15 protein-coding genes are annotated in these 15,135 nt (G+C 62.4%); 4 read left to right on the top strand and 11 right to left on the bottom strand.

Annotated elements, in window-relative coordinates:
• Positions 1–14 precede the first annotated feature (14 nt).
• Genes nth through rsxA form a run of 7 tightly spaced genes read right to left on the bottom strand, consistent with a single transcriptional unit; the run spans position 15 to position 6,966 of the window.
• The gene (gene nth, locus PG883_RS01930) at positions 15–656 is read right to left on the bottom strand and encodes an endonuclease III (protein WP_114523412.1); all 642 of its coding nucleotides are present in this window, start codon (positions 654–656) and stop codon (positions 15–17) included.
• Between the two features lie 14 nt (positions 657–670).
• Entirely contained in the window at positions 671–1,429 is a 759-nt protein-coding gene (locus PG883_RS01925) for an electron transport complex subunit E (protein ID WP_270806907.1), read from the bottom strand.
• A gap of 16 nt (positions 1,430–1,445) precedes the next feature.
• Positions 1,446–2,078, bottom strand: coding sequence for an electron transport complex subunit RsxG (gene rsxG, locus PG883_RS01920; RefSeq protein ID WP_270806906.1), 633 nt, complete (start codon positions 2,076–2,078; stop codon positions 1,446–1,448).
• Between the two features lie 43 nt (positions 2,079–2,121).
• Positions 2,122–3,174, bottom strand: coding sequence for an electron transport complex subunit RsxD (gene rsxD, locus PG883_RS01915; protein ID WP_010674314.1), 1,053 nt, complete (start codon positions 3,172–3,174; stop codon positions 2,122–2,124).
• 3 nt (positions 3,175–3,177) lie between these two features.
• Positions 3,178–5,799: an electron transport complex subunit RsxC gene (rsxC, locus tag PG883_RS01910; RefSeq protein ID WP_270806905.1), complete on the bottom strand. Its 2,622-nt coding sequence runs from the start codon at positions 5,797–5,799 to the stop codon at positions 3,178–3,180.
• A gap of 14 nt (positions 5,800–5,813) precedes the next feature.
• On the bottom strand, positions 5,814–6,380 hold the full coding sequence (gene rsxB / locus PG883_RS01905; RefSeq protein ID WP_043156390.1) for an electron transport complex subunit RsxB: 567 nt from the start codon (positions 6,378–6,380) through the stop codon (positions 5,814–5,816).
• 4 nt (positions 6,381–6,384) lie between these two features.
• Positions 6,385–6,966, bottom strand: coding sequence for an electron transport complex subunit RsxA (gene rsxA / locus PG883_RS01900; protein ID WP_039038677.1), 582 nt, complete (start codon positions 6,964–6,966; stop codon positions 6,385–6,387).
• A 111-nt stretch (positions 6,967–7,077) separates the two neighbouring features.
• Here rsxA and PG883_RS01895 point away from each other — a divergent pair, with 111 nt between their 5' ends.
• Complete coding sequence (locus PG883_RS01895; RefSeq protein ID WP_270806904.1) at positions 7,078–7,974, top strand: DMT family transporter; 897 nt, start codon at positions 7,078–7,080, stop codon at positions 7,972–7,974.
• A gap of 61 nt (positions 7,975–8,035) precedes the next feature.
• Complete coding sequence (locus PG883_RS01890) at positions 8,036–8,233, top strand: hypothetical protein (protein WP_039038678.1); 198 nt, start codon at positions 8,036–8,038, stop codon at positions 8,231–8,233.
• Between the two features lie 72 nt (positions 8,234–8,305).
• On the opposite strand, the gene PG883_RS01885 is transcribed toward PG883_RS01890, so the two are convergent.
• The 3 genes from PG883_RS01885 to PG883_RS01875 form a co-directional block, all read right to left on the bottom strand.
• On the bottom strand, positions 8,306–8,956 hold the full coding sequence (locus PG883_RS01885) for a methyl-accepting chemotaxis protein (protein ID WP_270806903.1): 651 nt from the start codon (positions 8,954–8,956) through the stop codon (positions 8,306–8,308).
• 24 nt (positions 8,957–8,980) lie between these two features.
• On the bottom strand, positions 8,981–9,604 hold the full coding sequence (locus PG883_RS01880; protein ID WP_270806902.1) for a PAS domain-containing protein: 624 nt from the start codon (positions 9,602–9,604) through the stop codon (positions 8,981–8,983).
• A 481-nt stretch (positions 9,605–10,085) separates the two neighbouring features.
• Positions 10,086–10,511 carry a DUF4124 domain-containing protein gene (locus PG883_RS01875; RefSeq protein WP_104455716.1) on the bottom strand — a complete coding sequence of 142 codons (426 nt, stop codon included), beginning with the start codon at positions 10,509–10,511 and terminating at the stop codon, positions 10,086–10,088.
• Between the two features lie 270 nt (positions 10,512–10,781).
• On the opposite strand from PG883_RS01875, the gene fabV reads away from it, so the two are divergent.
• Positions 10,782–11,975, top strand: a complete 1,194-nt coding sequence (fabV, locus tag PG883_RS01870; RefSeq protein WP_041212832.1) for an enoyl-ACP reductase FabV — start codon at positions 10,782–10,784, stop codon at positions 11,973–11,975.
• Positions 11,976–12,137: 162 nt separating this feature from the next.
• On the top strand, positions 12,138–13,613 hold the full coding sequence (locus PG883_RS01865; protein ID WP_270806901.1) for a YfcC family protein: 1,476 nt from the start codon (positions 12,138–12,140) through the stop codon (positions 13,611–13,613).
• 65 nt (positions 13,614–13,678) lie between these two features.
• On the opposite strand, the gene PG883_RS01860 is transcribed toward PG883_RS01865, so the two are convergent.
• Positions 13,679–14,893 carry a pyridoxal phosphate-dependent aminotransferase gene (locus PG883_RS01860; protein WP_005302243.1) on the bottom strand — a complete coding sequence of 405 codons (1,215 nt, stop codon included), beginning with the start codon at positions 14,891–14,893 and terminating at the stop codon, positions 13,679–13,681.
• Positions 14,894–15,135 lie beyond the last annotated feature (242 nt).

The following is a 15,135-nucleotide window of genomic DNA, read 5'->3' as shown; positions in this document are numbered from 1 at the left end:
CAGAGGCCTGCAGATCAACTCTCGGGATAGACCTTCTCTTTGTATTCGCACAAATCTTCGATGATGCAGGAGCCGCAGCGGGGCTTGCGGGCGAGACAGGTGTAACGCCCGTGCAGGATGAGCCAGTGGTGCACGTCCAGCTTGAACTCGGCGGGGACCACCTTGAGCAGCTTCTCCTCCACCTGATCGACGTTCTTGCCCACGGCAAAGCCGGTGCGGTTGGAGACCCGGAAGATATGGGTGTCGACGGCGATGGTGGGCCAGCCGAAGGCGGTGTTGAGCACCACGTTGGCCGTCTTGCGGCCGACGCCGGGCAGGGCCTCGAGGGCCTCGCGATTCTCCGGCACCTGGCCGCCGTGGCGCTCCAGCAGAATGGCGCAGGTCTTGATGACGTTCTCGGCCTTGGTGTTGAAGAGGCCAATGGTCTTGATGTACTCCTTGACCCCGTCCACCCCCAGATCCAGCATGGCCTGGGGGGTGTTGGCCACCGGATAGAGCTTGTCGGTGGCCTTGTTGACGCTGACATCGGTGGCCTGGGCCGAGAGCAGCACGGCGATGAGCAGCTCGAAGGGCGTGGTGAAGTTGAGCTCTGTGGTGGGATGGGGGTTGTCATCGCGCAACCGCTCCAGGATCAGCCTGCGTTTCTGGTTGTTCATGGCTCTCTCTTGTCTCAGAGCTGGGTCGTGCGGGCGCCTGCCGCCGGCACGGTGCAGTGGGCCTTCTCGGCACTCTGCTTGCGGCCCATCCAGTCGTTGATGGCGTTTTTGCCGGCGATCATCAAACCGAGGCCGATGAAGCCGCCGGGGGGCAGGATCGCCAGCAGCAGGCTGGCGTCGGCGTGGAACAGCTCGACGCGCAATGACTTGGCCCAGTCACCCAGCAGCAGCTCGGCACCGTCAAACAGGGTGCCCATGCCGATGATCTCGCGAAGGCCCCCCAGTACCAGCAGCACCAGGGTAAAGCCCAGCCCCATCATGAAGGCGTCGAGGGCGGCAAGCAGGGGCGGGTTCTTGGAGGCATAGGCTTCGGCGCGGCCGATGATGACGCAGTTGGTGACGATGAGAGCGATGAAGATGCCGAGCGCCTGATAGAGGCCGTAGGTGTAGGCGTTCATCAACAGCTGCACGCTGGTCACCAGGGCCGCGATGATCATCACGTAGACCGGGATGCGGATATCCTTGGGCACCCAGTTGCGCACCAGGGAGACGGCGAGGTTGGAGCAGACCAGTACCACCATGGTGGCAAGGCCGAGCCCCAACGCATTGGTAAAGGTGGAGGAGACCGCCAGGGTGGGGCAGAGCCCCAGCACCTGCACCAGGGAGGGGTTGTTCTTCCACAGTCCCTGCAGCATCAGCTCCTTGAGCTCTTCGCGGCGGCCACTTTCCCCGGCGGGTTGGCTGGCCGTGTCAATCACGTCGACTTGTTCCATAGCGTGTGCTCCGGCGTTAGGGGTTGGTATGGCAGGAGGGGGCATCGTGCAGCAGTTCGGGGTGCTCCTGTTGCAGCCTCAGCAAATTTTTCACCGCCTTGACCACGGCCCGCGGGGTGATGGTTGCCCCGGTGAAGGCGTCGAATTCGCCGCCATCCTTCTTCACCGCCCAGGTGGTGTCGTTGTCGGCCGTGAGGGACTTGCCGGTGAAGCTGTCGATCCAGCTGGATTTCTTCAGTTCTATCTTGTCACCAAGCCCCGGGGTTTCCTTGTGGGCCAGCACCCTGACCGCACTGACGGCCCCCTTGGCATCGGTGCCGACCACCATGCGAATGGCTCCACTGTAACCATCGGGGGCCACGGTTTCCAGCGCGTAGCCGGTATGCACCCCCTTGAGGGTGGCGGTATAGAGGGGCATGGGCTCATCGCTGCCCAGGTATTCCCGGCTGCTGACCAGCTTGCAACTGGCCACCAGATCGTTGTCATAACTCCCCTCGGGCAGCAGGGCCTGCAGGGTGCGCAGCTTCTCCAGCTCTTGCTGGTGGGCGATGCGATCCCGGGTCAGTTCGTTGGTCAGCACCACTATGGCGGTGCAGCCGAGGGCAAAGAGGGCCAGGGTCAGGCCATTCTTGCGCATGCTTTTCAACATGGGAGGCTCCCTGTCTCGCGTCTGTGGCAATTCAGATGTGGGTTCATTTGCGACGGGCTCCATAGACCTTGGGGCGGGTCAGACTGTCAATCAGGGGAACGCACAGGTTGGCCAGCAACACGGCGAAGGCGAAGGCATCCGGATAGCCGCCAAAACGGCGGATGACATAGACCAGCACGCCGATGAGCACACCGTAGACGAGGCGCCCCTTTGCGGTGGTGCTGGCACTCACCGGATCGGTGGCGATGAAGAAGGCCCCGAGCATGGTGGCACCGCTGAACAGGTGCAGCATGGGGGTGGCGGTGGCATCCGGGGTGGCCAGATAGCCCAGGGTGGCAGCGAGCAGCAATGCGCCCAGCACGGCAGTCGGAATGCGCCAGTTGATCACTTTCTGCTGGAGCAGGAAGAGGCCTCCCAGCAGGTAGCCGAGGTTGACCCAGCTCCAGCCGATGCCACCCCAGCCCTCGAAGACCTTGTGGGTCATCACTTCGGTGGCGGTCAGCCCCTGGGTCAGCCCGGTCTTTAAGGTATCCAGCGGCGTGGCCATGGTCAGGCCATCCACCCCCTGCTTGAGCTGCAGCATGCTGTAGCCGTCCAGGCTGAAGCCGGTGAAGATCACCGAGGCCGCATCGGCGAAGCCGATGTCGTAGGCGGCGATGCTGGAGGGGGGCAGCCAGCTGGTCATCTGGACCGGGAAGGAGACCAGCAGCAGCACATAGGCCACCATGGCAGGATTGAACAGGTTCTGACCGAGCCCGCCATAGAGATGCTTGGCGATGATGATGGCGAACGCCGTGCCCAGCACCAGCATCCACCAGGGTAGCAGGGGGGGCAGGGAGAGACCGATGAGCACGGCGGTGAGCGCCGCGCTGCCATCCAGCAGGGCCGGTTTGACGGGGCGGCCGCGCAGGCGAAGGACCAGGGCCTCCGAACCCAGGGCCGTGACCAGCGCCAGCAGGATCTGGATCAGGGTCCCCCAGCCGAAGAACCAGGTCTGCGCCAGGAAGCCGGGCAGGCAGGCCAGGATCACCAGCACCATCAGGGTCTGGGTCTGTTTGCGGTTGTGGGCAAAAGGCGCACTCGCGATATTGAACATGGATCAGTGGCTCTTGTCGGTCGAAGGGGAGGATGCAGCCTCGGCCGCCAGCTTCTTGGCTTTGGCCCGGGCGATGGCGGCGGCGATGGCCGCCTTCTTGGGGTCTACCTCGGCGGCGGGCTCGGATGCGGCGGCAGGTGCCTCGGCGGTGGCGGTATCGCTTGTGTTTGCGGAGATGCCACCTGCGTCCAGCGGTGCGTCACCTTGCGCCTGGGCGGCTTTCTTGGCCTTGGCCCGGGCGATAGCAGCGGCAATGGCCGCCTTCTTGGGGTCCACCTCGGCGGCGGGTCCGGATGCGGCGGCAGGGGCCTCGGCGGTGGCGGCATCGCTTGTGTTTGCGGAGATGCCACCTGCGTCCAGCGGTGCGTCACCTTGGGCCTGTGCGGCTTTCTTGGCCTTGGCCCGGGCGATGGCGGCGGCAATGGCCGCCTTCTTGGGGTCCACCTCGGCGGCGGGCTCGGATGCGGCGGTAGGGGCCTCAATGGCGTTATCGGTTGTGTTCACGGATGTCTTATCCGCGTCCATCGGCGTGTCCCCTTGCGCCTGGGCGGCTTTCTTGGCCTTGGCCCGGGCGATGGCGGCGGCAATGGCCGCTTTCTTGGGGTCCACCTCTGCGGCGGCCGGGGCCTCAACGGCGTTATCGGTTGTGTCCACGGATGTCTCACCTGCGACCACCGGCCCGTCACCTTGCGCCTGAGCAGCCTTCTTGGCCTTGGCCCGGGCGATGGCGGCGGCAATGGCCGCCTTCTTGGGGTCCACCTCTGCGGCGGGTTCGGATGCGGCGGCCGGGGCCTCAACGGCGTGTTCGGTTGTGTTCACAGATGTCTCACCTGCGACCACCGGCCCGTCACCGTGCGCCTGGGCGGCCTTCTTGGCCTTGGCACGTGCCAGGGCGGCGGCGATGGCGGCCTTCTTGGGATCCAGCTCTGTCTTGGGATGTTGCTCCCCAGGTGCCGGGGTGTCAGCCAGCCCATTGCCCTCGCCATTGGCGGCCTTGGCGGCACGACGGGCGATGGCCTCCTGCTTGCGTGCCTCACGGGCGGCAATCATGGCCTCGTTGTCCGGTGCGGGTTCACTCACGGCCACCTGGGCCGTCTCCTGTTTGGCCTTGATGCGGGCCAGGGCGGCGGCGACCGGATCTTCGCCCCCGGCCGTCGTCATGGCCTGGCGACGCTGGGCTGCGGCCTCGGCGTGGCGGGCTTCGCGGGCCGCCTTCTCACGCTCGAAGCGAGCCTGCTTGGCCTCGAAGCGCTGCTTGGCACGTTCGGCCTTCTCGGCCTCGGCACGGGCCTCGCGGATGTCATCCTTGGCGATCTTGTAGTACTGCACCAGGGGGATTTCGCTCGGGCAGACCCAGGCACAGGCGCCGCACTCGATACAGTCAAAGAGGTTGAGCTTCTCGGCCTTGTCGTACTCCTTGACCCGGCTGTACCAGTAAAGCTCCTGGGGCAGCAGGGTGGCGGGGCAGGCATCGGCGCAGGCACTGCAACGGATGCAGGCCTGTTCCGGGCCGGGGGGCGGCAGCTCGGCGCGGGTGGGGGAGAGCAGGCAGTTGGTGGCCTTGACCACGGGGACCATGGCGTGGGGCAGGGTGAAGCCCATCATGGGGCCCCCCATGATGACCCGCTGATCCGCCTCCGGTTGCAGCTCGAAACGCTGGAGCAGCCAGCGTACCGGCGTGCCCAGACGCACCCAGGCATTGCCGGGTTTCTTGAAGGCGTCGCCGGTGAGGGTGACGATGCGCTCGATGAGCGGCTCCCCATCGATGATGGCGCGCTTGATGGCAAAGACGGTGGCGACGTTGAGCACCATGATGCCCATGTCGACCGCCCGGCCTCCCTTGGGCACCTGGCGTCCGGTGAGCAGCTCTATGGTCTGTTTGGCGCCGCCGGAGGGGTACTTGGTCGGTACCGACTTGACCAGCACGTCGGCGTCGCTGGCATGGCGGGTCAGGGCCTCGATGGCCGCCGGTTTGTTGTCTTCCACCCCGATCAGGGTGAGCTTGGGCTTGAGCAGGTGCTTGAGTACCCGGATGCCGTCCATGATCTCGTCGGCGTATTCCTGCATCAGACGGTCATCTGTGGTGATGTAGGGTTCGCACTCCAGCCCGTTGACGATGAGGATCTCGGTGAGCTGGCCACGGCCGTCGAGCTTGCTGTGGGTCGGGAAGACGGCGCCGCCGAGCCCGGCGATGCCGGCCTGCTGGATGCGTTCGAGCAACGCCCCCCGCTCCAGGTTCCAGTAGTCAGGCTGGGGTGTGCGCTCGCCCCAGGCATCGTCTCCGTCCGGGGTGAGGAGGATGCAGAGATCGTCAAGACCGGAGGGGTGCGCCACCGTGTGCTGCTCGATGGCGGTGATGGTGCCCGAGGTGGAAGCGTGCACCGGCACGATGCGTCCCTTGTCAAAACGGGTGAGGGGTTGCCCTTTCTTGACCTTGTCCCCCACCCGCACCAGCAGTTCGCCGGCCGGACCCGCGTGCTGGCGCACCGGAATGATGAGCTGTGGGGGAAGGCCCGCGTCAACGACGGGGGTCAGGCTGGACTGGTGCTTGTTCTCGGGGGGATGGATGCCGCCGTGAAAATCCCACAGAGTGCCGGCTTTGATGCGTTCGAGCAGATGCTGCATGGTTACTCCGCTGTTTATTCCACTATCTTTACCGGAATGGCGACCTTGGCCAGATCCCATTTCCAGTTGTCGACCGTGGTCGGCACCGGGATCATTTCAATACAGTCGGTCGGGCAGGGGTCGACGCAGAGGTCGCACCCGGTGCACTCGGCCGCGATGACGGTATGCATCGCCTTGGTGGCACCCAGGATGGCGTCGACCGGACAGGCCTGGATACACTTGGTGCAACCGATGCACATGTCTTCGTGAATGAAGGCCACCTTCTTGACGGGGATTGCCGCGTCTTCACCGCCGTCCAGAGACTGGGGCTCGACCCCCATCAGGTCGGCAATCTTGCGCATGGTGGCGTCGCCACCGGGCACGCACTTGTTGATCTTGTCGCCATTGGCCAGGGCGTCGGCGTAGGGTTTGCAGCCCGGGTAACCGCACTGGCCGCACTGGGTCTGGGGCAACAGAGCATCGAGCTGATCGACGATGGGATCGGCCTGCACATGAAACTTGACGGCGGCAAAACCGAGAATGATGCCGAAGGCCAGGGCAAGCAGGGCCAGCACCAGAATGGCAAAGAGTATGTGAATCATAGCGTTATATCTTGATGAGGCCGGTAAAGCCCATGAAGGCCAGCGACATCAGGCCAGCGGTGACCATGGCGATGGAGACGCCACGAAACGGTGCCGGCACGTCGGCGGCCACCAGCCGCTCACGCATGGCGGCAAAAAGGATCAGCACCAGGGAGAAGCCGACGGCAGCCCCGAAGCCGTAGATGATGCTCTGGATGAAGTTGTGGCGCTCGTTGATGCTGAGCAGCGCCACGCCGAGCACGGCACAGTTGGTGGTGATGAGCGGCAGGAAGATGCCGAGCAGGCGATAGAGGGTCGGGCTGCTCTTGCGGATCACCATCTCGGTGAACTGGACCACCACGGCGATCACCAGAATGAAGCCCAGGGTGCGCAGGTAGGCGATCTCCAGCGGGATCAGGATATAGTGCTCCATCAGATAGGAGCAGGCGCTTGCCAGCGTCATGACGAAGGTGGTGGCCAGACCCATGCCGATGGCGGTTTCCAGCTTGCCGGAGACACCCATGAAGGGGCAAAGGCCGAGGAACTTCACCAGCACGAAGTTGTTGATCAGCACGGTGCCGACCAGTAAAAGCAGGTACTCAGTCATTGAAGATGGGTTATCCGGTATGAAGGCGGCCGTATTATCTGATGTTAGGTGCCTTTAGACAACCGCAAGGCCGTATGGTTATTATTCGAATGCCCAATTCATGGAGGCATTGTGCGCCCTTTACCCGTCCTGACGCTGACCCTGGCCATGCTGCTCTGGTCCAGCTCCTTCATCGCCCTCAAACATGTGCTGGAAATCTGGTCCTTCGGTCAGGTGCTCTTCATGCGGATGGGGGTGGCGTCCTGTTGCTGGCTGCTCTGCTACCGCCAGCTTGGCCGCGTCACTTACCAGAAGGGGGATTGGCGCTGGTTGGCCCTGATGGGGGCGCTTGAGCCCTGCCTCTACTTTCTTCTTGAAGTCAACGCCCTGCGTTACACCAGTGCCGGCCAGGCCGGTATGGTCTGTGCCCTGCTTCCCCTGATGGTGGCTCTGGTGGCCTTCGTGCTGCTTGGAGAGCGGGTGAGTCGCCGCCAGCTGCTGGGCTTTGCCATCGCCATCGTTGGCATCGCCCTGCTGGGGTTGGGGGAGGGCGCCGACGAGTTCGCCCCCAACGCCCTGCTCGGCAACAGCCTGGAGATGGGCGCCATGCTCTGCGCCGCCACCTATTCCGTGGTATTCAAGAAGCTCTCCAGCCGCTACGGCGTGATGACACTGACAGCGTTGCAGGCCTTCGTCGGCATGCTCTTCTTCGCGCCCTTTGCCTTCAGTGCGTCCTGGCCCGCGAGCTGGGCCTGGCAGGACATGGGGGTCATCCTCTTCCTCGGCGCCTTCGTGACACTTGGTGCCTACCTGCTCTACAACTGGTCGGTGACCCAGGTGAAGGTGACCCTGGCGGCTGCCTATGTGAACCTCATACCGGTCTTTACCCTGCTGCTCGCCTATCTGCTGCTGGGAGAGACGCTCACTGCCCTGCAATGGGTGGCCTGCGCCGCCGTGCTGGCCGGCATCGGGGTGGGCCAACTGCCGTCCGGCAGGAAGCGTGCGCAGGCAGTCGCCACCGGGGGATGAGTCGCCGTCATTAGGCTACAGCCTGGGCAGGGAAACACGCTGTCTAAGAAGGAGCCGACCGATGAGCGACATGCACTTGCTGGCCGCGGCCAAAAGCCTGTTGAGCCATCCCCCCTTTACCCTGGCCGATGCCAGAGCCCTGGAGGCGCTGGAAGAGGAAGCTGTGGGGGAGGAGGGGCTCTGCATCGCCGCGCTATGGGACATCGCCCTCGCGCTGGCGGACGAGGAAGCCAGACACTATCTCCTGGGGGATGGCTGAGCGGGTTTCGGGTGGGCGGACAGCAATGACAACGGGGGGCCTGGGCCCCCCGTTGTCATTGGCAGCTGTCGCTCAGATGGAGAGGCTCTTGACGGTGTCCGACACCGAGTTGGCGTCCTCGATGATCTCCTTGATGACGTCGGCGATGATGGTGGCCTGCTCCTGACCTGCCACCGCCTTGTCGGAGACGACGGAGACGGTCTGGGTGATCTGGGAGGTGATCTCCGAGTTGTGCTTGATGACGGTGACGATCTCGCTGGTGGAGCTGGAAGTGCGCGCCGCCAGTTGCCTCACCTCGTCGGCCACGACCGCGAATCCCCGTCCCTGTTCCCCGGCGCGGGCCGCCTCGATGGCCGCGTTGAGGGCCAGCAGGTTGGTCTGATCCGCGATGCCGCTGATGGTGGAGATGATGGATTCGATGCTCCTGGATTGCAGGTTGAGCTGCTCTATCTGCTTGCTGACCGCATTGACCGAGGTGTTGATGTGAGAGGAGGTGTCGAGCACCCTGTCGATGACCTCCCGCCCCCTGGCGGCGCTCGCGACGGTTTCGCTGGCGATGGCACACGCCTTCTGGGCCGCTTCCCGGGTGGAGATGGATTTCTCCACCCGCTCGGTGATGTCGCTCGCCAGCTTGATGATTTTGACCACCTTGCCCTCGTGGTTGAAGATGGGGTTGTAGGTGGCCTCCAGCCAGATCTTCTCCCCCCGGTGACCCAGACGCATGAAGAGCCCTGACTTGATGTCACCCTAGCCGAGATCCTGCCAGAAATGGGGGTTGTTCTGGTAGAACTCGGTGTCACAGAAGAGGCGATGATGCTTGCCGACCACCTCTTCCAGCCGGTAGCCAAAGCAGTTGAGGAAATTCTGGTTGGCGGTGATGACGGTGCCATCGGGTTGGAAATCGATGACCGCCAGGGACTTGTCCAGGGCTGCCAGCAGTGCCTGGGTGCGCTCCAGGGTGGATTGCTGCTGGGTCACGTCGGAGGCGACCTTGGCGATCCGCACCACCTTGCCGTCGATCACGATGGGGAAATAGGTCGCCTCCAGCCACACGGCCTTGCCGGATTTCGACTGGCGAATGAAGCGGCCGCTGCGGGAGACGCCGTGGCGCAGATCCTGCCACAAGGTCTCGTAATCCCGGGTATTGACGTCGTCGGGGAAGCAGAGGGTGCTGTGATGCTTGCCGATCACCTCGTCACGTTCAAATCCCACGATCTTGAGAAACAGCGCGTTGGCGAAGGTGACCACTCCCGCCGGGGTGAACTGGACGAAGGGGACCTGCAACTGGATAGCCTGTTCAAATGCCCCCAGTTCCACCACCCTTGCCGCTTGCTCACTGGCTTCCTTGCTTGCTTTTTGATTCCAGAACATGACAGCGCTCCTCCATGAGACCCTTGAATGGGATAACGACCAAATATGAGTAAATTAACAATAGCATTGCGTCCTGATGAGTCGTCATCGTACTCAAATTAACTTTTTATTTTTCAATGTTGATAAATAGCTTCTTAATTGTAGGGTCTCGTACCAAGGTTATTTATCTCGTGGACCGCTTTGGGCCCCAGGGAATATTGGCATGAAGGCGCCTCTTTTGGCACTGACAATTGTCACGATGCCCCTATATATCGCCCTCGTATGAACCCTGTGGCACGTCAGGGATCTCGGTGGGGATAAAGTTGAGTCTTCTGGAACGCGGTGAAATTAGGTGGCTACGGGGATCGGGAAAAAGCCGCTATCTGATCCTCTGGTGTGAGAAATAAACGGCCAAGGGGGTGATGTTCTGGATGTGCGGCATGTGTGAACTCGTGACGACATTGCCACTTCGGTATATTTTCTGTCCCGAAACAGGGAGTGTTTATTTTGCCTGCAAGGTGGAGAGTTTCTGGTTCAGGGACTCAATCTCTTTCTGATATCGGGTAGTGACCGATTGCATCTCTGCCGAGACATTGCGGGATCTTGCCTTGTTCTCCGTGATCTGGGTCATCTCGTTGTTCATCTTCTGCTTTTTGGCCTCGATCTCGGTGCGCAGCGCCTCGGCCTGGCGTTGTTTCTGGCCGTTCGCCAGGCTCTGCTCTATCTCCCGGGTCTGGTTGGCCGCCTGCTCCACCGCCTCGGGGGAGGGGGTATAGACATTGAGTGCCATGGGTTTGGCGTCGCTGCTGCAGGGGATGTCACTGAAGGTGATCTGCCCATCGCGGGCGCATTGATAGACTGCCGCCTGGACAACGGGGACGGTGGCAAGCCCCAGGCAGGTGAGAGAGATGACCAGCATGCGTGACATAGACTCCTCCTTGAATCCTCTTCCTTGCACACTAGTACATGGCGCAAGGTCAGACAACGGCCTCGTTCAGGGTGTGACATTCCAGTCCTCACGTCGCCTCTCTCTGGTCCATGGCGGGGAGATCTCCTGCGCAATGGGTGTGCCATGGCGGCATAAAGCGACGGATCCCTGCCTGTTTCCCCGCAGTTCAACACATCAGAGCACCATAACGGGCCGCAATGAGGTATCTTATGCCCCGATTTCATCCATCAAACGGATAAGAGACAACACATGATCATCAAACCCAAGGTTCGCGGCTTTATCTGCACCACCACCCACCCGGTCGGTTGTGAAGCCAATGTTCGTCGCCAGATCGCTTACACCCAAGCCAAGGGCGCCATCGAGAATGGCCCCAAGAAGGTGCTGGTGATCGGCGCTTCCACCGGCTATGGTCTGGCCTCCCGCATTGCCGCAGCCTTCGGCAGCGGAGCTGCCACCATCGGTGTCTTCTTCGAAAAGCCGAGCTCCGAGACCAAGACGGGCTCCGCCGGCTGGTACAACTCCGCCGCCTTCGACAAGGCCGCCAAAGAGGCCGGCCTCTACGCCAAGAGCATCAATGGCGATGCCTTCTCCCACGAGTGCCGTGCCAAGGTGATCGAGCTCATCAAGCAGGATCTGGGTCAAATCGATCTGGTGGTCTACTCCCTGGCATCTCCGGTGCGCAAGCTGCCGGACACCGGCGAAGTGGTGCGCTCCGCCCTCAAACCCATCGGCGAGGTCTACACCTCCACCGCCATCGACACCAACAAGGATCAGATCATCACCGCCACCGTCGAGCCGGCGAATGAGGAAGAGATCCAGAGCACCATCACCGTCATGGGCGGCCAGGACTGGGAGCTGTGGATGGCGGCTCTGCGCGATGCGGGTGTGCTGGCTGACGGCGCCAAGTCCGTGGCCTATTCCTACATCGGTACCGACCTGACCTGGCCCATCTACTGGCATGGCACCCTGGGGCGCGCCAAGGAAGATCTGGACCGCGCCGCCACCGCCATCCGTGGCGATCTGGCTGCCAAGGGGGGGACCGCCCACGTGGCCGTGCTCAAATCCGTGGTGACCCAGGCCTCCTCTGCCATTCCCGTGATGCCGCTCTACATCTCCATGGCCTTCAAGATCATGAAGGAGAAGGGCATTCATGAGGGCTGCATGGAGCAGGTGGACCGCATGATGCGCACCCGCCTGTACGGCGCCGACATGGCGCTGGACGAGCAGGCCCGCATCCGCATGGATGACTGGGAACTGCGTGAAGACGTGCAGCAGACCTGCCGTGATCTCTGGCCCTCCATCACCACCGAGAACCTCAGTGAACTGACCGACTACACCGGCTACAAGCAGGAGTTCCTGCGCCTGTTCGGTTTCGGTCTGGACGAGGTGGACTACGATGCGGACGTGAATCCGGACGTGCAATTCGACGTGGTCGAGCTGTAAGTCGGTCGTCAGCACAGACAGGGCCCTGCGGGGCCCTGTCTTTTTGCAGCAGACTCAACCTGCTGCCTCAGGTTTATTATCCGCGATCACCTTTTTCCCCGAACAAACCCGCTAGGCTTGCGCTGTCCGGATCACAGACGGCACCGCCGAGGTACGAAAGTCATGACCACATCCCATGAGGCGCCCAAGAAGCGCCAGCTCCCCACGGTTTATACCCTGCTTTTCATCATCATCGCCCTGATGGCGGCCCTCACCTGGGTGCTGCCGGCGGGCAAATACAACTATGTGACGGCCAAGACCCAGCAGCCGGTGGCTGCGGCGGCCGTGGCCGACTACAGCGGTGACGAGCGATTGCTGCCGGTACCCGGCAGTTACACCGAGCTCCCCTCCCAACCCCAGGGGGTATTCGATGTGCTCAAGGCGCCCATCCAGGGCTTTCACAAGGCGGCGGACGTGGCACTGTTCGTGCTCATCATCGGCGGCTTTCTGGCGGTGACCATGCAAAGCGGGGCGCTCGATGCCGGGGTCGGGGCCATAGTGCGCACCTTCGCCGGGCGCGAGCGGCTGCTCATCCCGGTGCTGATCGCCCTGTTCGCCCTGGGTGGCTCCACCTTCGGCATGGCGGAGGAGACGGTGGCCTTCTGGGCACTCATCGTGCCGGTGATGATGGCGGCGGGCTTCGATCGCATGGTGGCGGCCGGGATCATCCTGCTCGGCTCCGGGGTCGGGGTGCTCGCCTCCACCGTCAATCCGTTTGCCACCGGCATCGCCTCTGGTTTCGCGGGTATCCCCATCGGTGAGGGGATAGGGCTACGGGTCATCCAGTGGCTGCTGCTGGTGATCTTCGCCTCCTGGTTCGTGATGCGCTACGCCAGGCAGGTGCAGCAGGACAAGTCCCGCTCCGTGCTGGCCGATATCGTTTATGACGACGAGTTCTCCCAGATGAAGAGCGGCAACCTCGCCTTCAGCGGCAAGCAGAAACTCACCATGCTGGTCTTCTTCGGCACCTTCCTGCTGATGATCTATGCGGTGGTGCCCTGGTCCGATCTGGGCATCGATCTGTTGCCCACCCTGGGCTGGTGGTTCGACGAGCTCTCCACCCTCTTCTTCAGCGCCTCCATCCTGATTGCCCTCATCAACCGGATGCCGGAGTCCAACTACGTGGCGACCTTCCTGAACGGGGCGCGGGATCTCATCGGGGTTGCCCTGGTGGTAGCGGTGGCGCGCGGCATCTATGTGGTGATGGAGCACGGCGTCATCATCGACACCATACTGCACTGGGCCGAGGGACTGGTGAGCGGGCTGTCGTCGTCGGTCTTCATCCTGATGGCCTATCTGGTGCATATCATCCTGAGCTTCTTCATTCCCTCCACCTCGGGGCTCGCGACCGTCTCCATGCCGTTGATGGGGCCGCTGGCTGACTTCTCCGGCATCTCGCGGGATCTGGTGATCACCGCCTATCAGTCCGCCTCCGGCTGGATCAACCTGTTTGCCCCCACCGCCGCTCACCTGGTGGCGGGGCTGGCGCTCGCCAGGACCCCCTACGATCGCTTCGTGCGCTGGGTGCTGCCCTTCATCATCGGGGTGGCCCTCATCACCATGGCGGTGCTGGTGGCCGGTGCCCTGCTCCACGGCTGATGGCGCGGATAGAAAACGACAGACAACAAAAAGGCTCCCGCGGGAGCCTTTTCCATGAGCCTTGCTTACTGCTTGTAGCCCTTGAGGAAGCGGGCGAGGCGACCGATGGCCTCTTCCAGCTCCTCTTCCCGGGGCAGGAATACCAGGCGGAAGTGATCCGGTGCCGGCCAGTTGAAGCCGGTGCCTTGCACCAGCAGGAGCTTCTCCTGCTGCAGCAGGTCGAACACCATCTTCTGGTCATCGCGAATGTCATACACCTTGGGGTCGAGGCGCGGGAACATGTAGAGCGCCCCCTTGGGCTTGACGCAGGAGACACCCGGGATCTCGTTCAAAAGCTCCCAGGCTTTGTCCCGCTGGCGGCGCAGGCGACCCCCCGGCAGGATCAGCTCGTTGATGCTCTGGTAGCCCCCAAGGGCGGTCTGGATGGCGTGCTGCATGGGTACGTTGGCACACAGCCGCATGGAGGCCAGCATCTCCAGCCCCTCGATGTAACCCTTGGCGCGCCCCTTGGGCCCGGTGATGACCATCCAGCCCTGGCGGAAGCCACAGGCGCGGTAGGCCTTGGAGAGGCCGTTGAAGGTCACCACCATCACATCGTCGCACAGGGTGCAGACGCTGGTGTGGGAGATGTCGTCGTAGAGGATCTTGTCGTAAATTTCGTCGGCGAAAATGATGAGGTTGTGCTGGCGGGCGATCTCGATCACTTCAAGCAAAAACTCGCTGCCGTAGACGGCGCCGGTCGGGTTGTTGGGGTTGATCAGCACCAGGCCGCGGGTGCGCGGGGTGATGCGGGCGCGGATGTCGTCCAGATCCGGGTACCAGTCAGCCCCTTCGTCACAGCGGTAGTGCACCGCATGGCCGCCGGAGAGGGTGACGGCCGCGGTCCAGAGCGGGTAGTCGGGGGAGGGCACCAGCATCTCGTCGCCGTTGTTGAGCAGCGCCTGCATCGCCATCACGATGAGCTCGCTCGCACCGTTGCCGATGTAGATGTCGTCGATGTCGACCTTGCGCATCCCTTTTTGCTGGTAATACTGCATCACCGCCTTGCGGGCGGAGAAGAGCCCCTTGGAGTCGCAGTAGCCCTGGCTCTGGGGCATGTTGAGGATCACATCCTTGATGATCTCCTCCGGTGCTTCGAAGCCAAACGGGGCCGGATTGCCGATGTTGAGCTTGATGATGCGGTGACCTTCGTCTTCGAGACGGCGAGCTTCTTTGTGCACCGGGCCGCGGATGTCATAGCAGACATCGTCGAGCTTGTGCGACTTGTCGATAGTGAACATGGTGAGCGTGATTCCTTCCCCGTGGGGCGCGTTGGCAGAAAAGCTGTTTTTAGTATCAAATTTCTCTGCCCCTATTCTTCACAGAATTGAATGCTAGAACAATCTAATTTATGGAATAAATCCCTGATATTTACCCCTGAAACAGGGCTGTTGAAATGTTAAATTCAGCATGATCGTTTGCCTCTCTTTGGTAGATCAGTGAAAGATGAGGGGTAGCTTCATAAAGCAACATGAGTGTATTG

Source organism: Aeromonas sp. QDB25 (assembly GCF_027707725.1).
Lineage (GTDB): Bacteria > Pseudomonadota > Gammaproteobacteria > Enterobacterales > Aeromonadaceae > Aeromonas > Aeromonas caviae.
Note: the sequence above shows the minus strand (reverse complement) of the source record. Positions and strands in the feature narration are given on the sequence as shown.